21 protein-coding genes are annotated in these 18856 nt (G+C 60.8%); 16 read left to right on the forward strand and 5 right to left on the reverse strand.

Going from position 1 to position 18856, the window contains the following annotated elements:
* Positions 1-38 precede the first annotated feature (38 nt).
* From ccmA to phnN, 11 genes are all read left to right on the forward strand, one after another.
* Complete coding sequence (ccmA, locus tag BM017_RS20490; RefSeq protein WP_092247756.1) at positions 39-674, forward strand: cytochrome c biogenesis heme-transporting ATPase CcmA; 636 nt, start codon at positions 39-41, stop codon at positions 672-674.
* The gene (gene ccmB, locus BM017_RS20495; RefSeq protein ID WP_092247759.1) at positions 671-1339 is read left to right on the forward strand and encodes a heme exporter protein CcmB; all 669 of its coding nucleotides are present in this window, start codon (positions 671-673) and stop codon (positions 1337-1339) included. Before ccmA ends, ccmB begins: the two co-directional genes overlap by 4 nt.
* A gap of 83 nt (positions 1340-1422) precedes the next feature.
* Positions 1423-2178 (forward strand): heme ABC transporter permease, encoded by a 756-nt coding sequence (locus tag BM017_RS20500; protein WP_071488491.1) that lies wholly within the window; start codon positions 1423-1425, stop codon positions 2176-2178.
* The gene (ccmD, locus tag BM017_RS20505) at positions 2175-2351 is read left to right on the forward strand and encodes a heme exporter protein CcmD (RefSeq protein WP_061435869.1); all 177 of its coding nucleotides are present in this window, start codon (positions 2175-2177) and stop codon (positions 2349-2351) included. The genes BM017_RS20500 and ccmD overlap by 4 nt, the downstream gene beginning before the upstream one ends.
* Positions 2348-2803, forward strand: coding sequence for a cytochrome c maturation protein CcmE (gene ccmE / locus BM017_RS20510; protein WP_092247762.1), 456 nt, complete (start codon positions 2348-2350; stop codon positions 2801-2803). The genes ccmD and ccmE overlap by 4 nt, the downstream gene beginning before the upstream one ends.
* 3 nt (positions 2804-2806) lie before the next feature.
* Positions 2807-4795: a heme lyase CcmF/NrfE family subunit gene (locus BM017_RS20515; protein WP_092247765.1), complete on the forward strand. Its 1989-nt coding sequence runs from the start codon at positions 2807-2809 to the stop codon at positions 4793-4795.
* Positions 4792-5328, forward strand: coding sequence for a DsbE family thiol:disulfide interchange protein (locus BM017_RS20520; RefSeq protein WP_071488488.1), 537 nt, complete (start codon positions 4792-4794; stop codon positions 5326-5328). Before BM017_RS20515 ends, BM017_RS20520 begins: the two co-directional genes overlap by 4 nt.
* A complete protein-coding gene (locus tag BM017_RS20525) occupies positions 5325-5798 on the forward strand; it encodes a cytochrome c-type biogenesis protein (protein WP_071488487.1) in 474 nt (157 codons plus the stop codon). The genes BM017_RS20520 and BM017_RS20525 overlap by 4 nt, the downstream gene beginning before the upstream one ends.
* On the forward strand, positions 5791-6975 hold the full coding sequence (gene ccmI, locus BM017_RS20530) for a c-type cytochrome biogenesis protein CcmI (protein ID WP_092247768.1): 1185 nt from the start codon (positions 5791-5793) through the stop codon (positions 6973-6975). The genes BM017_RS20525 and ccmI overlap by 8 nt, the downstream gene beginning before the upstream one ends.
* A gap of 15 nt (positions 6976-6990) precedes the next feature.
* Entirely contained in the window at positions 6991-7383 is a 393-nt protein-coding gene (locus BM017_RS20535) for a hypothetical protein (protein ID WP_071488485.1), read from the forward strand.
* Between the two features lie 388 nt (positions 7384-7771).
* Complete coding sequence (phnN, locus tag BM017_RS20545) at positions 7772-8344, forward strand: phosphonate metabolism protein/1,5-bisphosphokinase (PRPP-forming) PhnN (protein WP_092247771.1); 573 nt, start codon at positions 7772-7774, stop codon at positions 8342-8344.
* Between the two features lie 29 nt (positions 8345-8373).
* Here the strand turns inward: phnN and BM017_RS20550 are convergent, their stop codons facing one another.
* On the reverse strand, positions 8374-9252 hold the full coding sequence (locus tag BM017_RS20550; RefSeq protein WP_092247774.1) for a LysR family transcriptional regulator: 879 nt from the start codon (positions 9250-9252) through the stop codon (positions 8374-8376).
* Between the two features lie 190 nt (positions 9253-9442).
* Between BM017_RS20550 and BM017_RS20555 the strand changes: the two genes are divergently transcribed.
* The 4 genes from BM017_RS20555 to BM017_RS20570 all read left to right on the forward strand — a co-directional run bounded on the left by BM017_RS20555 (position 9443) and on the right by BM017_RS20570 (position 13878).
* Positions 9443-9631 carry a type II toxin-antitoxin system HicA family toxin gene (locus tag BM017_RS20555; RefSeq protein WP_092247776.1) on the forward strand — a complete coding sequence of 63 codons (189 nt, stop codon included), beginning with the start codon at positions 9443-9445 and terminating at the stop codon, positions 9629-9631.
* A gap of 11 nt (positions 9632-9642) precedes the next feature.
* Positions 9643-10047, forward strand: a complete 405-nt coding sequence (locus tag BM017_RS20560) for a type II toxin-antitoxin system HicB family antitoxin (protein ID WP_092247779.1) — start codon at positions 9643-9645, stop codon at positions 10045-10047.
* Between the two features lie 374 nt (positions 10048-10421).
* Positions 10422-11951: a M10 family metallopeptidase C-terminal domain-containing protein gene (locus BM017_RS20565; RefSeq protein ID WP_256575654.1), complete on the forward strand. Its 1530-nt coding sequence runs from the start codon at positions 10422-10424 to the stop codon at positions 11949-11951.
* Positions 11952-12168: 217 nt separating this feature from the next.
* A complete protein-coding gene (locus tag BM017_RS20570; protein ID WP_139216870.1) occupies positions 12169-13878 on the forward strand; it encodes a M10 family metallopeptidase C-terminal domain-containing protein in 1710 nt (569 codons plus the stop codon).
* 96 nt (positions 13879-13974) lie between these two features.
* On the opposite strand, the gene BM017_RS20575 is transcribed toward BM017_RS20570, so the two are convergent.
* Positions 13975-15171 carry an MFS transporter gene (locus BM017_RS20575; RefSeq protein WP_092247785.1) on the reverse strand — a complete coding sequence of 399 codons (1197 nt, stop codon included), beginning with the start codon at positions 15169-15171 and terminating at the stop codon, positions 13975-13977.
* Positions 15172-15346: 175 nt separating this feature from the next.
* Here BM017_RS20575 and BM017_RS20580 point away from each other — a divergent pair, with 175 nt between their 5' ends.
* Positions 15347-15961, forward strand: coding sequence for a DUF5666 domain-containing protein (locus tag BM017_RS20580; protein WP_092247788.1), 615 nt, complete (start codon positions 15347-15349; stop codon positions 15959-15961).
* A gap of 53 nt (positions 15962-16014) precedes the next feature.
* On the opposite strand, the gene BM017_RS20585 is transcribed toward BM017_RS20580, so the two are convergent.
* The 3 genes from BM017_RS20585 to BM017_RS20595 form a co-directional block, all read right to left on the reverse strand.
* On the reverse strand, positions 16015-17019 hold the full coding sequence (locus tag BM017_RS20585) for a sulfate ABC transporter substrate-binding protein (RefSeq protein WP_071488477.1): 1005 nt from the start codon (positions 17017-17019) through the stop codon (positions 16015-16017).
* Between the two features lie 105 nt (positions 17020-17124).
* Complete coding sequence (locus tag BM017_RS20590) at positions 17125-17949, reverse strand: ion transporter (RefSeq protein WP_092247791.1); 825 nt, start codon at positions 17947-17949, stop codon at positions 17125-17127.
* A gap of 31 nt (positions 17950-17980) precedes the next feature.
* On the reverse strand, positions 17981-18856 hold the full coding sequence (locus tag BM017_RS20595) for an urea transporter (RefSeq protein ID WP_092247794.1): 876 nt from the start codon (positions 18854-18856) through the stop codon (positions 17981-17983).

Raw genomic sequence — 18856 nt, forward strand, 5'->3', positions numbered from 1 at the left:
CTGCACCGCCGACTTGAACCGTAAAGGCCCGCGATCTTTTGACCAGCCCTCTTCTTGAAGCCGTAGCGCTTGCCTGTGAACGCGACCTGCGCCTGCTGTTCGAGCACCTCGAACTGCGGCTCAAGGGCGGCGACATGGTGCAGATCAGCGGCCCCAACGGCAGCGGCAAGACCAGTTTGCTGCGCCTGCTGGCCGGGCTGATGCAGCCGACCGCCGGTGAGGTTCGACTCAACGGCAAGCCCCTCAACGAACAACGCAGCGAACTTGCCCGCAACCTGGTGTGGATCGGCCACGCCGCCGGCATCAAGGACGTACTGACCGCCGAGGAAAACCTCAGTTGGCTCAGCGCCCTGCATCATCCCGCTTCCCGCGATGCCATCTGGCAGGCCCTGGCCGCTGTCGGCCTGAAGGGTTTCGAGGACGTTCCCTGTCACACCTTGTCCGCCGGCCAGCAGCGCCGCGTGGCCCTGGCGCGTTTGTATCTGCCCGGCCCGCCGCTGTGGATTCTCGACGAACCCTTCACCGCCCTCGATAAACAGGGCGTCGCCCAGTTGGAAGAGCACCTGGCCCGGCATTGCGAGCAGGGCGGTCTGGTCGTTCTCACCACTCATCACACCCTTAATCGCGTGCCCGCCGGTTATCGTGACTTGGACCTGGGGCGGTGGTCGCTATGAGCGTATTCGGCCTGTTGGTTGCCCGCGAAGCACGCTTGCTCTGCCGTCGCCCCGCCGAACTGGCTAACCCGCTGGTGTTCTTCGCGATTGTCATCGCGCTGTTCCCGCTGGCGGTTGGCCCCGAGACTAAACTGTTGCAAACCTTGTCCCCAGGACTGGTGTGGGTGGCCGCGCTTTTATCGGTCCTGCTCTCGCTGGACGGGCTGTTTCGCAGTGATTTCGAAGACGGTTCCCTGGAACAGTGGGTCCTTTCGTCGCACCCCCTGCCACTTCTGGTTCTGGCCAAGGTACTGGCACACTGGGCTTTTTCCGGCCTCGCGCTAGTCTTGCTCTCGCCGCTGCTGGCGATGATGCTCGGGTTGCCCACCGAATGCCTGCCGATCCTGCTGCTGAGCCTGTTGCTCGGTACGCCGGTGCTCAGCCTGTTGGGCGCGGTAGGCGCGGCATTGACCGTGGGTTTGAAGCGGGGCGGCCTGCTGCTGGCCCTGTTGATTCTGCCTTTGTACATCCCGGTATTGATCCTGGGCAGCGGTGCCTTGCAAGCCGCGCTCATGGGCATGCCGGCGACCGGTTACCTGTTGTGGCTGGGTAGCCTGACCGCCCTGGCGGTCACCCTGACACCCTTTGCTATAGCGGCCGGCCTGAAGATCAGCGTCGGCGAATAATGAGGTCTGGTTAAGCGTTGTCTTAACCAGTAAAGACCCTAAGCTTTTCGCAACGACGAAAAGCAACCGTGATGGAAACAGCAATGAACTGGACCTGGTTTCACAAGCTCGGCTCGCCCAAATGGTTCTATGGCATCAGCGGCAAGCTGTTGCCGTGGTTGAGCGTAGCCGCCGTGTTGCTGATCGGCATCGGCCTGGTCTGGGGCCTGGCCTTCGCGCCGCCGGATTACCAGCAAGGCAACAGCTTTCGCATCATTTATATCCACGTACCTGCCGCGATGCTGGCCCAGTCCTGCTACGTGATGCTGGCGGTGTGCGGCATCGTCGGCCTGGTGTGGAAGATGAAGCTCGCGGATGTGGCCCTGCAATGCGCCGCGCCCATCGGCGCCTGGATGACCGCCGTGGCGCTGGTCACCGGCGCGATCTGGGGCAAACCCACCTGGGGCTCGTGGTGGGTGTGGGATGCGCGACTAACGTCCATGTTGATCCTGCTGTTCCTGTACTTCGGTCTGATTGCCCTGGGCAACGCGATCAGCAATCGTGACAGCGCCGCCAAGGCTTGCGCGGTGCTGGCGATTGTCGGCGTGATCAACATCCCGATCATCAAATACTCGGTGGAGTGGTGGAACACCCTGCACCAGGGCGCCACCTTCACCCTCACCGAAAAACCGGCGATGCCGGTAGAGATGTGGGCGCCGCTGCTGCTGATGGTGCTGGGGTTCTACTGCTTCTTCGGCGCCGTGCTGCTGCTGCGCATGCGCCTCGAAGTGCTCAAGCGTGAAGCCCGTACCAGTTGGGTCAAGGCCGAAGTGCAAAGCAGCCTGGGAGCGCGTGGATGAGTTTTGCTTCTTTCAGCGAGTTTCTCGCCATGGGCCATCACGGCCTGTACGTCTGGACCGCCTATGGCATCTGCCTGGCGGTGCTGGCCCTCAACGTCGCCGCGCCGATCCTGGCCCGCAAGCGTTACCTGCAACAAGAGGCGCGTCGTCTGCGCCGGGAGACCGAAAAGTGAATCCGCTGCGTAGAAAGCGTCTGTTGATCATCCTTGCCATCCTGGTGGGCGTCGGCATTGCCGTGGGCCTTGCCTTGAGCGCCTTGCAACAGAACATCAACCTGTTCTACACCCCGACTCAGATCGCCAACGGCGAAGCGCCGGTGGACACGCGGATTCGCGCCGGCGGCATGGTGGAGAAGGGCTCGCTGAAACGCTCTGCCGACTCCCTCGACGTCACCTTCGTGGTCACCGACTTCAATAAAGCCGTGACCATCACCTACCGCGGCATCCTCCCGGACCTGTTCCGCGAAGGCCAGGGCATCGTCGCCCTGGGCAAGCTCAACGCGGATGGTGTAGTGGTGGCTGATGAAGTGCTGGCCAAGCACGATGAGAAATACATGCCGCCGGAAGTCACCAAGGCGTTGAAAGACAGCGGCCAGTCGGCTCCAACACCTGCCAAGGAGGGCTAAGCCATGACGTCCGCACTGTTTATTCCGGAGTTGGGCCAGTTGGCGATGATCCTCGCCCTGTGCTTTGCCATCGTCCAGGCCGTGGTGCCGTTGCTCGGTGCCTGGCGTGGCGACCGTTTGTGGATGAGCCTGGCGCAGCCGGCGGCCTGGGGCCAGTTTGCTTTCCTGCTGTTCGCGTTTGGCTGCCTGACCTATGCCTTCATGACCGACGACTTTTCCGTCGCCTATGTGGCCAACAACTCCAACAGCGCGTTGCCCTGGTACTTCAAGTTCAGCGCCGTGTGGGGCGCCCACGAAGGCTCGCTGCTGCTGTGGGCGCTGATCCTCGGCGGCTGGACCTTTGCCGTGTCGGTGTTCTCGCGCCAACTGCCGCAAGTGATGCTGGCCCGGGTGCTGGCGGTGATGGGCATGATCAGCATCGGCTTCCTGTTGTTCCTGATCATGACCTCCAACCCGTTCAGCCGCATCCTGCCGCAGATCCCGGCGGACGGGCATGACCTCAACCCTTTGCTGCAAGACATCGGCCTGATTGTGCACCCGCCGATGCTCTACATGGGCTACGTGGGTTTCTCCGTGGCTTTTGCCTTCGCCATTGCCGCCTTGCTGGGTGGGCGCCTCGATGCGGCCTGGGCGCGCTGGTCGCGGCCCTGGACCATCGTCGCCTGGGCGTTCCTCGGGATCGGCATCACCCTGGGTTCGTGGTGGGCTTACTACGAACTCGGCTGGGGCGGTTGGTGGTTCTGGGACCCGGTGGAAAACGCCTCCTTCATGCCATGGCTGGTGGGTACGGCGCTGATTCACTCGCTGGCCGTCACCGAGAAGCGTGGCGTGTTCAAGAGCTGGACCGTGTTGTTGGCCATCGCCGCGTTTTCCCTCAGCCTGCTCGGCACCTTCCTCGTGCGTTCGGGGGTGCTGACGTCGGTGCATGCGTTTGCGTCCGACCCGGAGCGCGGCGTGTTCATCCTGATCTTCCTGCTGTTTGTGGTCGGCGGCTCCCTGACCCTGTTCGCCCTGCGCGCCCCGGTGGTCAAGAGCCAGGTCGGCTTCAACCTATGGTCGCGGGAAACCCTGCTGCTGGGCAATAACCTGGTGCTGGTGGTAGCCGCGTCGATGATCCTGCTCGGCACCTTGTATCCGCTGGTGCTGGATGCCCTGAGTGGCGCCAAATTGTCGGTCGGCCCGCCGTACTTCAACGCATTGTTCATCCCACTGATGGGCCTGCTGATGGTGGTAATGGCGGTCGGCGTGCTGGTGCGCTGGAAAGACACCCCGGTCAAATGGCTGGCCGGCATGCTGATGCCGGTTCTGCTGGGCAGTGTGGCCCTGGCGGTGATCGCCGGGGTTGCCTACGGCGACTTCAACTGGGCGGTGCTCGCCACCTTCCTGCTCGCCGCCTGGGTGTTGCTGGCCGGCGTGCGCGATATCTTCGACAAAACCCGCCACAAAGGCCTGCTCAAGGGCCTGCCAACCCTGACCCGCAGCTACTGGGGCATGCAGGTCGCCCACATTGGCATCGCCGTGTGCGCCCTCGGTGTGGTGCTGTCCAGCCAGAACAGCGCTGAACGCGACCTGCGCTTGGCGCCGGGCGAGTCCATGGACCTGGCCGGTTACCACTTCATCTTCGAAGGCGCCAGGCACTTCGAAGGGCCGAACTTCACCTCCGACAAAGGCACCGTGCGCGTCGTGCGCAACGGCAAGGAGGTGGCGGTGCTGCACCCGGAAAAACGCCTGTACACCGTGCAGAGCTCGATGATGACCGAAGCCGGGATTGACGCAGGTTTCACCCGTGACCTCTACGTCGCATTGGGTGAACCGCTGGGCGACGGCGCCTGGGCCGTGCGGGTGCATGTGAAGCCGTTTGTGCGCTGGATCTGGTTCGGCGGTTTGCTCACGGGCTTTGGTGGTTTGCTCGCCGCGCTGGACCGGCGTTATCGGGTCAAAGTGAAAAGCCGGGTGCGTGAAGCTCTCGGCCTGCAAGGAGCGGCGGCATGAAGCGTTGGTTGATGGTGGTACCGCTGGCGATGTTTCTGGTGGTGGCGGTATTCCTGTATCGCGGGCTGTACCTGGACCCGGCCGAGCTGCCTTCGGCGATGATCGGCAAACAGTTCCCGGCGTTCAGCCTGCCGACCGTGCAGGGCGACAAGACCCTGACCCAGGCCGACCTGCTGGGCAAACCGGCGCTGGTCAACGTGTGGGGCACCTGGTGCATCTCCTGCCGCGTCGAACACCCGGTGCTGAACAAGCTGGCCGAGAAGGGCGTGGTGATCTACGGCATCAACTACAAGGACGACAATGCCGCCGCCTTGAAATGGCTGGCGGAGTTCCATAACCCGTACCAGTTGGATATCCGCGATGAAGACGGCAACCTCGGTCTGAACCTCGGTGTTTACGGCGCTCCGGAAACCTTCTTTATCGATGCCAAGGGCGTGATCCGCGACAAGTACGTCGGCGTGATCGACGAGGTGGTCTGGCGCGAGCAACTGGCCGCCAAGTACCAGGCCCTGGTCGATGAGGCCAAGCCATGAAGCGTCTGTTAGCTGCTGCGGTCCTGGCGCTCGGATTGGCCGGTGTGGCCCACGCCGCCATCGACACCTACGAATTCGCCAACGACGCCGAGCGCGAGCGTTTTCGCGACCTGACGAAGGAACTGCGCTGCCCCAAGTGCCAGAACCAGGACATCGCCGACTCAAACGCGCCGATTGCCGCCGACCTGCGCAAAGAGATTTTCCGCATGCTGGGGGAGGGCAAGGACAACCAGCAGATCATCGATTTCATGGTCGACCGCTACGGTGATTTCGTGCGCTACAAACCGGCCCTCACCGGCAAGACCGCGCTGCTCTGGTTCGGCCCTGCCGGGCTGTTGCTGGCCGGCGTTGTCGTAATGGCCGTGATCGTGCGCCGCCGCCGCGCCGCGCCAACCGATGGTTCCGACGCGCTGTCCCTGGATGAGCGTAAACGCCTCGACCAATTGCTGGACACCAAGACTGATGATTGATTTCTGGCTCGCAGCCGGCCTGCTGCTTCTGATTGCCCTGAGTTTCCTGTTGATCCCTGTCCTGCGCGGCCGCCGTGCCCAACGTGAAGAGGACCGCACCGCGCTGAACGTGGCGCTGTACCAGGAACGCGTCGCCGAGCTGCAAGTGCAGCAGGACGAAGGCGTATTGAATCCTGCGCAACTCGACACCGGCCGCGCCGAAGCTGCCCGCGAATTGCTGGCCGATACCGAAGGCGTGGAAAAGCCCCGTGAGTCGCGCCTGGGCAAGCCGCTGCCCTTGTTGGCGGCGTTTCTGGTGCCGGTCCTTGGCGTTGCCCTGTACTTGCACTATGGGGCCAGCGACAAGGTCGAACTGACCCGCGAATTCTCCCAGCCGCCGGTGTCCATGGAAGACATGACCCAGCGCCTGGAACGGGCCGCCGCTGCCCAGCCTGATTCGGCGGAAGGCCTGTACTTCCTCGGTCGCGCCTACATGGCCCAGGACCGCTCCGCCGATGCCGCTAAAGTCTTCGAGCGCACCGTGGCCCTGGCCGGGCGTCAACCGGAGTTGCTCGGCCAGTGGGCCCAGGCGCAGTACTTTGCCGACAACAAACAGTGGTCGCCCAAGGTCCAGGCCCTGACCGACGAAGCCTTGAAGCTCGATCCGAAGGAAGTCACCAGCCTCGGCCTGCTGGGTATCGCCGCCTTTGAAGGTCAGCGTTATCAAGAGGCGATCGACTACTGGAATCGATTGCTGGCCCAACTGCCACCGCAAGACAACTCCCGCGCCGCCCTGCAAGGCGGTATCGACCGCGCGGCCGAGAAGCTCAAGGAAAGCGGCGGCACGGTTGCGCAAAAGACCGTGATGAAAGTCCGCGTGGACCTGTCCGCCGAGGCGAAGGCCAAAGCCCTGCCCACCGACAGCGTGTTCATCTTCGCTCGCGCCGTCAGTGGCCCGCCGGCCCCCTTGGCGGCCAAGCGCGTCACTGTCGCCGAACTGCCGATCACCGTCGAACTGGGCGATGCCGACGCGATGATGCCGCAATTGAAACTGTCCAACTTCCCCGAAGTCCAACTGGTTGCGCGCATATCCCGGGCCGGTCAGCCGACCACTGGCGAGTGGATCGGCCGCAGCCAACCCCTGGCCAGCAGTACCACTGCCTTGCAGCAGCTGACCATCGACAGTCCGGACCAGTAAATCGAGGAAACGCCCATGACCGCATTTGCACGCATCACCCTGCTCAGCCTGGTATTGGGCCTGAGCGCTTGTGCGGTCCACCGCCCACCTCCGGCACCTACCGGCCCGACCATTCCACCGTCCCCGTCGACCCAACCGAGCACCAAACCGTCCGGCCCGGTGACCCCGCCGCCGAAGCCCGTGCCGACCAAGTCGCCGACGTTTGCGCCACCTCCAGGCGCTGCCAGCCACTGGGACGGCAAGATGCAGGTGTATGTACTGGACGACCAGCCCGACACCTTCTATCGCCAGCGCACGTATTACCGCTGGAGCAACGGCTGGAGCCGCTCGATCAGCCCGAACGGGCCGTGGGAAGACACCGATGTGCAGGGTGTGCCGCCGGGGTTGAGCAAGCAGTACGCGCAATGACAAAAGGCGACCTATTACACAGGTCGCCTTTTTTTGCGCTTTGAAATCCGCTCTTTCAAACACTGGAGATCAAAGAAAGGTGGGAGGGGGCTTGCCCCCGATGGAAAGAATGCGGCACCCCACTACGCCTGAGGCGGCGAAGGGCTGCCAGACGCTGAACATGAAAGTGTCGAGGGGGGGCGCCGAACGTGGTGCGCGACGCGTCGCTCTCCGGTAATGTGACTGCCTCCGGCCTGGCGGCCGGGGGCTTGCTGGATATACTTAGCGGCAGGGCTGAAGGACCGTGGCGAGACTGCCCTCGGCCCGCGCGAAGACCGGGTCCAGGCCCGCAGCCGCGAAGGGTCGCCTGTAGCGCATACGTATGACGACAAGCGAAGAGGGTGTTCTGATGCCAGGCAGGTTGATCTATCTCATCGGGCCTTCGGGCTCGGGCAAGGACAGCCTGCTGGATGCCGCACGCCCACGTTTAGCCGAGCGCGGCTGCCGCATTGTACGCCGCGTGATCACTCGCTCGCCGGAGTCGGTGGGCGAAGCGGCGCAAGGGGTGAGCCCGGAGCGGTTTGCGCAGATGCAGGCCGAGGGTGCGTTTGCCCTCAGTTGGCAGGCGAATGGCTTGTCCTACGGCATTCCCAGGGTGATTGACGACTGGCTGGCAGCGGGGGACGACGTACTGGTCAACGGCTCCCGTGCACACCTGGCGCAGACCCGCGAGCGCTATCCGACGTCGCTGGTGTTGCTGTTGACGGTGGACCAGGCCGTGTTGCGCCAACGCTTGATCGCACGGGGCCGTGAGGCGTTGGCGGATATCGAAGCGCGCCTGGCACGCAATGCGCGGTTCACCGCCGAGCTGATCGCCGGTAATGGCGCGGGGTTGTTCGTGCTGGATAACTCCGGGCCGCTGGACCACACGGTCGAGCGCCTGCTGTGCTGCCTCGACCACGGGCATTCGGCATGCGCTTGACCTCGCGCTGCACCGGCCTACGGATGGCGCTAGGTCATTAACCCTTCAACATAGCTGATAAACGCCTTGGCCTTGGCACTCGGCATCCGACCCGTCGGCAATACCGCCCAGAGATCCTTGGGAGGCAGTTCCCAATCGGTCAACACAGCTTTCACCTCCCCCCTGGCCAATTCCGGCGAGAACATCCATTCGGACGTCATCGCCAGGCCATGGTGGGCGAGTACGCCTGCGCGCAAGCCTTCGGAAGAGGTGACACGCAAGCGCCCGCGAGCGGCAATGGTGTGTTCGTGGGGGCCTTGTTTGAACGACCAGAGCGGGCTTTCCCCGAGGCTGTAGATCACGGCCTGGTGGTTGAGGATATCCGCCGGGCTTTGTGGCTCGCCGAAACGTTCGAAGTAGGCCGGTGTACCGAACACCCGGCTCGGGCTTTGGCCAAGCCGGCGAGCAGTGAGGCCGGAATCGCTCAGGTTGCCGATACGCAGAGCAACGTCGATGCCGTCTTCAACCAGGTTGAGGAGGCGGTCGTCAAGCAACACGTCGATGTTCAGGCCGGGGTGTTGGTCCAGGAACGGTCCCAGGTTGGGAATGATCCGCATGCGGGAGAACGTCACGCCGGCGCTGACCCGCAGGTTGCCCGTCAAGCCAGCGCCTGCGCCACGGGCGGCCTCGTCAGCTTCGTCGGCTTCGAAAATGGCGCTCTTGGCTTTCTCGAAAAATGCCAGGCCTGCCTCGGTAGGGGTCAGGCCCCTGGTCGAGCGCAGTAACAACCGCACGGCCAGGCGGGCTTCCAACTGCGCGATGCTTTTGGAAACGGCGGGCTGGCCTACGCCCAGTCGTTTGGCGGCGGCCGAGAAGGAGCCGGTCTCGACGACGTGAACGAAGGTTTCCATGGCAGTGAGACGGTCCATCGGATGTTCCTGTTGACTGGGCGGCGCTCAAGCCTAAGGCGCTGGGCTAGCGGTGTCATGCGTTTCCCGTGGTGAGCCGTTGAGTTTTCAATATTCGGTAAAACAGCCGTCAGTCAGACATGCGCATTTTGTGCTTGAGTAAAGATAACTCTAGAGTTACTTTTATTCGGGCCAAGCCAAGGAGGCTGGGGTGCAAAGCAGGCTATTGATCAAGGAACTGCAAGAGGCGGGTTGGGTTTTGGATCGGGTAACGGGCAGTCATCACATTTTTATCCATCGTTATAGCCCGTACACAATCCCGGTACCCCACCCCAAGAAGGACCTGCCACTGGGCACCCTCAGAAGCATCAGGAAACGCGCCGGGCTGTTTGATTTTTAAGGAGAGCATTCATGCAATACCCAATCTGTATCGAATGGGGCGATGACTTCACCGCCACCGGTATCCAGATCCCCGATATCCCCGGTGCAGTCACCGCCGGGGACAGTTTTGAAGAGGCCTACAAAGCCGCCGTGGAAGTTGCGCACATCATGCTGCAAGAGATCGCCGCAGAAGGTGGGACGATTCCGATGCCAACGTCGGTCGCCCGTTATCATGCCCATGAGGACTACGCCGGGATGGGCTGGGGCATGTTGGAGTTGGACGTCACGCCCTACCTGGGTAAGACCGAGAAGGTCAATGTGACCCTGCCCGGTTATGTCATCCAGCGCATCGACCGCTATGTGCGGGAGCACAAGGTCAAAAGCCGCTCGTCATTCCTGGCGGACGCGGCGCTGGAAAAACTGGTGCGATCCTAGGGCGATCAGGCGGTGTCAGGAGGGGGCGCATGCATTGTCGGATGAGCACGGTTTTTCTACCCGCCTTTTTTTCAGGCATGTTTGAGTGAGTTTCCTCATGTTTGAAATTAAGATTTTGATTAAGTTAAGGGGGTGTTTTACAAGATTTTTTCCTTGAAAAATCAACTTCATAGTGTTGTTGGTATTTCGGAGGTGATCGGTTGTTAAGTGATTTTATGTGTTTTCTTTGCAGGTGTGTTTATTAAGTATCGTTGAAAATAACTCGCGCTGGTGAAGGTGTCGTTAATTTGAGAATTTAATCGCCTGCCAATGGACTGGTCAGCATTGGTATTTCTCATACATGGACGAATGGCTGTTCACTGTTCAGAGTATTCATGATCATGCACTTTCCTGTCCGACAAACTTCACAGCAACCCCCTGTTCACTCGTCGCATTCCCTTTTGTCTGCGTTCGATAACGGCGCCTCGTACTGGACCAGCAAAAAGAGGTCGCTCAGCACCGCGCAGGCAGCGAAACATATCACTCGAGGTAACTTCAAGTTTCATGATCGAGATCGAGACAATAAAGTCGTGGTGGGCTTTAGTTTTTCCGGCGTCTTTACTGCGGCCCAGAAAGAGCGCGCCAGGCAGGCATTGAAGGCTTATGCCGATGTCGCCAACATTTCCTTTGTTGAAAACGGTGCCCAGGTCGATGGCTCTATCGTCATCAGAGGCATGCCAGGCTCCTGGTCGGGCCACGGAGAATTTCCCAACCGATACCAATCGAACGTAACGGCGAAAGTTGGGACGGCAGGCGCGGGCGCCAATCCTGGAGTGGGCAGTCATTTCATGTTCCTGTTGGCCCATGAGTTGGGGCACACCCTGGGCCTGCAACATCCGGGCGGTTACGACGGCGGTGGCACTTACGAGGCCAATGCCGATTATACGCAGGACACCAAGGCCCGCAGTGTCATGAGCTATTGGTCGGAGCGCAAGCAACCGGGGCATGACTTCAACGAACAACAACCCGCAGCGCCCATGATGGACGATATCGCGGCGCTCCAGCGCTCATACGGGGCGAATACGCGCACCCGTGCCACCGATACCGTGTATGGGTTCAACTCCAACACCGATCGTGCGCACTACAGCCTCAAGAGCGCCCGCGACAAGCCCGTCTTCTGCGTCTGGGATGGTGGAGGCGAGGACACCCTGGATTTTTCCGGCTTTGGCAATAAACAAAACATCAACCTCAATGCCGAGGCGTTTTCCGATGTGGGGGGGCTGCGGGGTAATGTGTCGATCGCCAAGGGCGTGATCGTTGAGAACGCTATTGGGGGCTCCAACAGCGATGTGTTGACGGGTAACAGCGCCAATAACCGCTTGAAAGGGGCTGGCGGCAGCGACACGCTGCGCGGCGGTGCCGGCGCCGACACCTTTGTATACGACCGCGTCAGCGACTCAACGCCCCAGGCTCCCGACTTTATTCAGGACTTCACCAGCGGTAGCGACAAAATTGACGTGGCCGGCGTACTGCGCGAGGCGGGGCTCACGTCGCTGAACTTCACGGATAGCTTCAGTGGTCGTGCCGGCGACGCGGTGCTCAGGCATGACACGGCAACCGGGCGCTCCACACTGGCGGTGGATACCACGGGAGATGGTACGGCAGATCTGTTGATCAGCAGCCAAGGCCAAATCAAACAGGAAGATGTGATCTGGAGCGGTGAGAGAGAGGTCGTGGCGGTGACGTCCACTCCAGCCACTGACCCCGCGCCGGAGCCTGAACAGGATCCTGTGCTTGACTCGACTTCAGAGCCGGATCCGCTTTCAACGCCCGGGCCCACACCCTGGTTTGGATCGCGGGTGGGCAAACAGATCGTTTCAGGGGTCTCGCGCTTCGCGAACTGGATATTCAGCTGGTTCCGGTGAACGCTTGGAAACTGTTGTCAATTGCAAGTATTGGAGTGTGAATTTTTATAGGTTTGTTTATGGCGCATGCACGGCGTTTCAGTTGGTATGACTCACGTACTTGCTTGGCGTACTTCTCTGTGCGATTTTGCTTGTGTGTTCATGGTTTGTTTGTTTGCAAGTAACTGGTGTGAGTATTAGTTGTTGTTTCCTTTTTTAAAAGTCTAGCGAGTTGCTCATGAAGATATCAAATGTTTCCCCTGTTGCGAGCAGTAGCAGGATTATGGGTTCTGACAATTTAAAAACAGATGGCCATCCCACTTCATACACGACGGATCAAGCGGCGAAACATCTCACGCGAGGCGGTTACAAATGGCAAGATCGGAATAACGACGGAAAAATAGATCTTTCGTATACCTTGGATTCCAGATTCACCCCTCACCAGAAATCGCGGATCAAGGAGGGGCTTCGGTCCTGGGCGGAGGTGACCAACCTGTCGTTCAAGGAAAATGCCAAGGGGGCCGATGCCTCCCTCCATATCTCACCCTTAGCGGGAGATAGAGGGGGAGTAGCGAGTCTGCCCAATAGCTTTTCGATCGGTACGGTCGACATCGGCACTCAGGGGGCTGATGGAAAGCTGGAACACGGGACTTTGTTTGATAAGGTAACAGTCCATGAAATTGGCCATTCCATCGGTCTTGAGCATCCCCACGACGACGGTCCGGCTTACCGAGAGGACTCAACCACCTACACCGCCATGAGCTACCACGATTCATCCTTTGGCGATTATCCTTACGGCGGCAAAAAAATCGCGGCCCCCATGATGCACGATATCGCCGCTGCGCAGAGGTTGTACGGGGCGAACACCCACACCCGAAAAACCAACACGGTCTACGGCTTCAACTCCAACACCGGTCGAGATTTCTACAGCCTGAAGAGCGCCAAGGACAAACCTGTTTTTTGCGTCTGGGATGCAGGTGGAACCGATACCCTGGACTTTTCCGGTTTCCGCCAGAAACAGAAAATCAATCTGAATGCTGAGTCCTTTTCGGATGTTGGCGGCCTGAAAAACAACGTCTCCATCGCCAAGGGCGTCACGTTGGAAAATGCGGTGGGTGGTTCCAGTGATGACAGCCTGATCGGTAACCCTATCGGCAACCGCCTCAAGGGCGGTGGCGGGGCGGACAAGCTCGAGGGCGGCGGCGGTGCGGATACGTTTGTCTATGACAGCATCGCAGACTCCACGCCTGAGTCCCCTGATTTGATCATGGATTTTGCCAGCGGTACTGACAGAGTCGACATCTCCACGCTATTGAAGCGCGCTGCTGTGAAGGTCCTCTACATTGTTGACCGATTCAGCGGGCGTGCGGGCGAGGCGGTATTGAGCCACGACGCGAGCAACGGGCAGGGACGCCTGGCGCTTGACCTTACAGGTAATGGGAAGCCTGATTTTCTGGTGAGCTGTAACGGGAAAATCCACTACAAGGATTTGATGGTCAACCCTGAACCTCCCACCTCAATTGAACCAGAGCCCGATTTGACGACAGCTCCGGAACCAGAGCCCAGCCCGCCGAGGACTAAAAGAGAGAACGCAGCAAAAGAGCAGGGGGGCGGCAAAACGCACTCTTACAGTTCGGCTTCTGAATCGAACTGCCAAAAGGTCGACACCTTGGAGGATTTCACCAGTGGCAAGGATAAAATCGATTTATCCAGGATGCTTGAAAAGTCGGGTGTTTCGCTGACACAGGTAGACAGGTTCACGGGAAAGGCCGGTGAGGCATTCATCATGAAATCAGGCTGTGATGGCCTGTACTGGGTAGCCGTTGACCTGGACGGGGACAAATGCAGTGATTTTGTCGTCAATAGCCCTAACGTGATAAGCGCCGCAGACGTGGTGGGTATGAAGGTGAACCAGGCCTACGATCAGCAGTTATCCCGACGTAACTGATGGTCCTGCAAAAGGCGCGTCGCCGTTTGAAACGGCATCCAGTCAAAGCCGTCCGTCATTGCTGGCGGACGGCTTTGGCATAGCGAAACAAGCGCCTCAGGCAGTGGCCACCGAGGCTTCGCGTGAAGCGCTCAGGAACCGTAATAGCGCGATCAAGGGGAACGCACTGCCCACCAGCATTACACCCAGCCAGCCGCCGTGTTCATACACGCTGCTGGCAATCGCCGAGCCGAAGGCACCGCCGATGAAGATGCTGGTCATGTACAGCGCGTTCAGGCGGCTGCGGCTGTTGGCGTCGAGGGCGTAGATGGCGCGCTGGCCGAGCACCATGTTCATCTGCACGCAGAAGTCCAGGACCACGCCAGTCACGGCCAGGCCAATCACGCTGTACAGCGGGTGCACGAAGGCCGGCAGGAAGCTCAACGCGGCGAACAACATGGCCAGCAGCGAAGCGCGGTGGGTGTGACCGGCATCGGCCAGGCGACCGGCGATGGGTGCGGCTATGGCGCCCAGTGCGCCGACCAGGGCGAACAGGGCGATCTCGCTTTGGCTCAGGCCATGGTTACGCGCCAGTTCCAGTGGGGCGGCGGTCCAGAACAGGCTGAAGGTGGCAAACATGCAGCCCTGGTAGAACGCCCGTTGACGCAGAACCGGTTGCTCACGCAGCAAGGTGCCGAGGGAGCGCAGCAGTTGACCATAGCTGGCAGAGTGATCCGGCTGACGCTTGGGAATGGTCAGCATCAACACCACACTGATAAACGCCATCAGCGCCGCCGCCGCCATGAACATCGCCCGCCAGCCGAAGTGGTCCGCGACCACGCTGGACACCGGCCGCGCCAGCAGGATGCCCAGCAACAGGCCACCCATGATGCTGCCGACCACACGGCCCCGGGATTCGGCGGGCGCCAGGTGCGCGGCCAGCGGAATCAGGATCTGCACCGACACCGAACTGAAGCCGATCAGCAGCGACACCAGCAGGAACAGGTTCGGCTGCTCGGTGACCGCTGCGCCCAGCAGGCTGGCGATAGCGATCACGGTAGTGGCGATCATCAGCTTGCGGTTTTCCAACAGGTCGCCCAGGGGTACCAGGAAAAACAGCCCCAGGGCGTAGCCGATTTGCGTCAGTGAAACGATCAGGCTGGCCATGGCCGGCGTAAGGCCGATGTCCGGCGCGATCAGCTCGATGATGGGTTGCGCGTAGTAGATGTTGGCAACGATGGCGCCGCAGCAAAACGCAAACAGCATCACCATGCTCCGGGTCATGGTGCTTGTAGCGTGGGAAGTAGCGTTCATGGTGTTCTCATAAAAGCGAAGGAAGTGGGGCGAGCCTAAAGACAACACCGTAGCCCGGGTAGGCCGCTGGCAGTGATAACACTCATGCCCGGTAATGATGAGTGAATCGTTAACTTTCTGCGCGAAGGCTGATGATACATTCAGGCACCACTGCTGAAACAGGAAATCCATTGCAATGAAGATCACGTTGAACAAGATGCTCCTGGCTTCCACGCTGGCCGCCGCCATGGCCGTGGGCCTGGCCCAGGCTGCCGAGACACCTCGCATGGGCGTACGCGGCGCCATCACGGCGATGGACGGCGATGCGATGCACGTCAAGGTCAACAGCGGCGAAGAGGTGGTCGTGCACTTGACCAAAGACACCCAGGTGCGCGCGGTCACCCTGGCCGAAATCGATGAGATCAAGCCGGGCAGCTACATCGGCTCGGCCGCGATGCCCAACGACGATGGCAGCCTTACCGCGCTGGAAGTGCACGTGTTCCCGCCAGCCATGGCCGGCACCGGCGACGGGCACCGCGCGTTTGATTTGAAAGAAGGCAGCAGCATGACCAACGGCACCGTCGGCGACCTGGTAGTGAGCAACGGGCGCACGCTGACGGTGAAATACAAAGGCGGCGAGCAGAAGATCGTGGTGCCGGAAGATGTGCCGATCGTGAACCTGGAGCCGGGTGACCGCAGCCTGCTCAAGCCGGGCGTGAAGGTGGTGCTGTTTGCCGCGCAGGGCGCGGATGGGACGATCACGGCCCAGGCAATCTCCGCCGGTAAGGATGGCGTGACACCACCGATGTAACGGCCAGACACAGAGCCAAATGTGGGAGGGGGCTTGCCCCTCCCACATATCAATTACTGGCCGCTGTAGATCTGGTCGAACACCCCACCATCATTGAAGTGGGTCTTCTGCACGGTACGCCAGTCACCAAAGGTCTTCTCCACCGACAGGAAGTCGACTTTCGGGAACCGGTCGGTGTACTTGGCCAGCACCTTCGGATCACGCGGGCGCAGGTAGTTGTTGGCCGCGATTTCCTGGCCTTCCGGCGACCACAGGTACTTCAGGTAGTCTTCGGCCGCCACGCGGGTGCCTTTCTTCTCGACCACTTTGTCGACCACCGACACCGGCGGCTCGGCTTCGGCGGAGACGCTCGGGTAAATCACTTCGAACTGATCACGGCCGAATTCGCGGGCGATCATTTCCGCTTCGTTCTCGAAGGTCACCAGCACGTCGCCGATCTGGTTGGTCATGAAGGTGGTGGTGGCGGCACGGCCACCGGTGTCCAGTACCGGCGCTTGCTTGAACAGCTTGCCAACAAAGGCCTTGGCCTTGTTTTCGTCACCGCCGTTCTTCAGCACATAACCCCAGGCCGACAGGTAGGTGTAGCGGCCATTACCCGAGGTTTTCGGGTTGGGCACGATCACTTGAACGCCATCCTTCAACAGGTCCGGCCAGTCTTTCAGGGCTTTGGGGTTGCCTTTGCGCACGATGAAAACGGTGGCCGAGGTGAACGGCGCGCTGTTGTTCGGCAGGCGGGTGACCCAGTTGTCCGGCACCAGTTTGCCGTTGTCCACCAGGGCGTTGATGTCGGTGGCCATGTTCATGGTGATCACATCGGCCGGGAGGCCGTCGATGACCGAGCGTGCTTGCTTGCTGGAGCCACCGAAGGACATCTGCAGCGTCAGTTTGTCGTTCGGGTGCTCGGCTTCCCAGTGTTTCTGGAAGGCGGCGTTGTAGTCCTTGTAGAAGTCGCGCATCACGTCGTAGGAGACGTTGAGCAGTGTGACGGGGGCAGCCTGGACGGCGCCCGCCAGGGCAAGGCCGGCGGCCAGAAGAGAGGCGCTAAGGAGTTTTTTCACTGCTCATTCCTTGTTGTTCGAGAAGGTTGCTGATTGAGTGGGGGCAATTTGCCAGCGACTATAGCTGGCGTCGCATAGACGCTTAAAGATTAAAACGAACTTTGCTTATTCCACTTTCTTGAAAAGATGACTGCCACAGCGTGAGCAGAACGCTGCGTTTGGCTCATGACTGTCTTTCTTGCACACCGGGCAGTCATGCTGCAATTGTTCACCGCGCATGGCACTGGCCAGTTCGGCGGTGAAAATCCCGGTGGGCACGGCGATGATCGAGTAACCGGTGATCATCACCAGGGACGAAATCACCTGGCCCAGCGGGGTCTTGGGCACGATGTCGCCAAAGCCCACCGTGGTCAGGGTCACGATGGCCCAGTAGATGCCCTTGGGAATACTGGTAAAGCCGTGCTCCGGGCCTTCGATCACGTACATCAGGGTGCCGAACACCGTCACCAGGGTGCACACGCTGACCAGGAACACCACGATCTTCTGCTTGCTGCCGCGCAGCGCCGCCATCAGGTAGTTGGCCTGCTTGAGGTAGGGGCTGAGCTTGAGCACGCGGAAGATCCGCAGCATCCTGATGATGCGGACGATCAGCAGGTACTGCGCGTCGCTGTAATACAGCGCAAGGATACCGGGCACGATGGCCAGCAAATCCACCAACCCATAAAAGCTGAAGGCGTAGCGCAAGGGTTTGGGCGAACAGTACAGCCGCAGCCCGTACTCGATCAGGAAGATGAGGGTGAACCCCCACTCGATGTACGCCAGCACGTCGGCGTAGTTCTGGTGAATCTGGTCAATGCTGTCGAGCATCACGATCACCAGGCTGGCGAGGATGATCAGCAGCAGGATGCCATCGAAGCGCCGCCCGGCGACTGTGTCACTTTGAAAAACCATGACGTAGAGCCGTTGGCGCCAGTCGTTGTTGCTGTCCATAAAGCCCGCCTGAATCGAATATCGAGCAAGCCTAGGGGGATTCGAAGGGGCTGTCCATGCGGGGTTTCTGAAGCACTCGAACACCTGCGCGTATCAGCCAGCAGGCGAGTATGAATGGCGCGGTCAATGCGGGCAGGTGCAGGGCCGCAAAGCCCGGTGTGAGGAGGATCGCCAGCAGGATACCGAGCAGCGGCAACCAGGGTTGGCGACGCATCTGGCTCAATGCCATGGCCGCCAATGCCGGGTTGTAGCTGTGCAGGCCGAGGAGGGCGCCCGCAGGTTCGTCCAGCCACAGCGCAAGCAGCACACCGACGCTGGCACCGATCAGCGCCCATACAGCGGCGCGGCGGTTGGCCAGCCACAGACCCAGTGCAATCAGCGCGCCCGCCACTGGTTGGTCCAGCAGCATGATCTGCGCAAGCCCGGTAAAAGGCGCCGTGAGGATAGCCAAGGTGTCGGGTTCGCCCAGGGCAAACGTGTTCTGCGGCACCGTGCCCAGCAACAACCAGCCCAGGCCGACAAAAGGCACCGTGTAAGCGGGCAAGTCATTGGGCTGGTCGGCGTGTTTCAACCATTGCCGTGTCAACATCGCCGCCAGTCCGCCGCACGCCAGGATCAGCGGCGGCAACAACGCCGACCAGGCAAAGTGCTGGCTGATCAATAAGCCCAGCAGAACGCCGTTGTAGCTGTAAAGGCCGGCCTGGCGTTCGGCCTTGGGATAACCGCGACGCTGGGCCGTGAGCAACCCCGCCACGCCACCCAGCAGCGCCCCGCCGAACAAGGCCGGGGCGCCGATCAGGATCGCCAGCAGGCACAGCAGGCCGCACAGCGGCTGGCGCTGCAGGAAGATCTGGCTGAAGCCGTTGAGCAGCGCTTCGGCCCAGTCAGGGCAGGATGGGTTGTGCAT

The organism is Pseudomonas sp. NFPP04, from assembly GCF_900113815.1.
Lineage (GTDB): Bacteria > Pseudomonadota > Gammaproteobacteria > Pseudomonadales > Pseudomonadaceae > Aquipseudomonas > Aquipseudomonas extremorientalis.

Coding starts and splice junctions, on each gene's coding strand:
- BM017_RS20515 (WP_092247765.1), top strand. CDS start 2,807: ATGACGTCCGCACTGTTTATTCCGGAGTTGGGCCAGTTGGCGATGATC.
- BM017_RS20570 (WP_139216870.1), top strand. CDS start 12,169: ATGAAGATATCAAATGTTTCCCCTGTTGCGAGCAGTAGCAGGATTATG.
- BM017_RS20500 (WP_071488491.1), top strand. CDS start 1,423: ATGAACTGGACCTGGTTTCACAAGCTCGGCTCGCCCAAATGGTTCTAT.
- phnN (WP_092247771.1), top strand. CDS start 7,772: ATGCCAGGCAGGTTGATCTATCTCATCGGGCCTTCGGGCTCGGGCAAG.
- BM017_RS20575 (WP_092247785.1), bottom strand. CDS start 15,171: ATGAACGCTACTTCCCACGCTACAAGCACCATGACCCGGAGCATGGTG.
- BM017_RS20525 (WP_071488487.1), top strand. CDS start 5,325: ATGAAGCGTCTGTTAGCTGCTGCGGTCCTGGCGCTCGGATTGGCCGGT.
- BM017_RS20595 (WP_092247794.1), bottom strand. CDS start 18,856: ATGCACAACCCATCCTGCCCTGACTGGGCCGAAGCGCTGCTCAACGGC.
- BM017_RS20560 (WP_092247779.1), top strand. CDS start 9,643: ATGCAATACCCAATCTGTATCGAATGGGGCGATGACTTCACCGCCACC.
- BM017_RS20550 (WP_092247774.1), bottom strand. CDS start 9,252: ATGGACCGTCTCACTGCCATGGAAACCTTCGTTCACGTCGTCGAGACC.
- BM017_RS20580 (WP_092247788.1), top strand. CDS start 15,347: ATGAAGATCACGTTGAACAAGATGCTCCTGGCTTCCACGCTGGCCGCC.
- ccmD (WP_061435869.1), top strand. CDS start 2,175: ATGAGTTTTGCTTCTTTCAGCGAGTTTCTCGCCATGGGCCATCACGGC.
- BM017_RS20535 (WP_071488485.1), top strand. CDS start 6,991: ATGACCGCATTTGCACGCATCACCCTGCTCAGCCTGGTATTGGGCCTG.
- ccmI (WP_092247768.1), top strand. CDS start 5,791: ATGATTGATTTCTGGCTCGCAGCCGGCCTGCTGCTTCTGATTGCCCTG.
- BM017_RS20565 (WP_256575654.1), top strand. CDS start 10,422: ATGATCATGCACTTTCCTGTCCGACAAACTTCACAGCAACCCCCTGTT.
- BM017_RS20520 (WP_071488488.1), top strand. CDS start 4,792: ATGAAGCGTTGGTTGATGGTGGTACCGCTGGCGATGTTTCTGGTGGTG.
- ccmB (WP_092247759.1), top strand. CDS start 671: ATGAGCGTATTCGGCCTGTTGGTTGCCCGCGAAGCACGCTTGCTCTGC.
- BM017_RS20590 (WP_092247791.1), bottom strand. CDS start 17,949: ATGGACAGCAACAACGACTGGCGCCAACGGCTCTACGTCATGGTTTTT.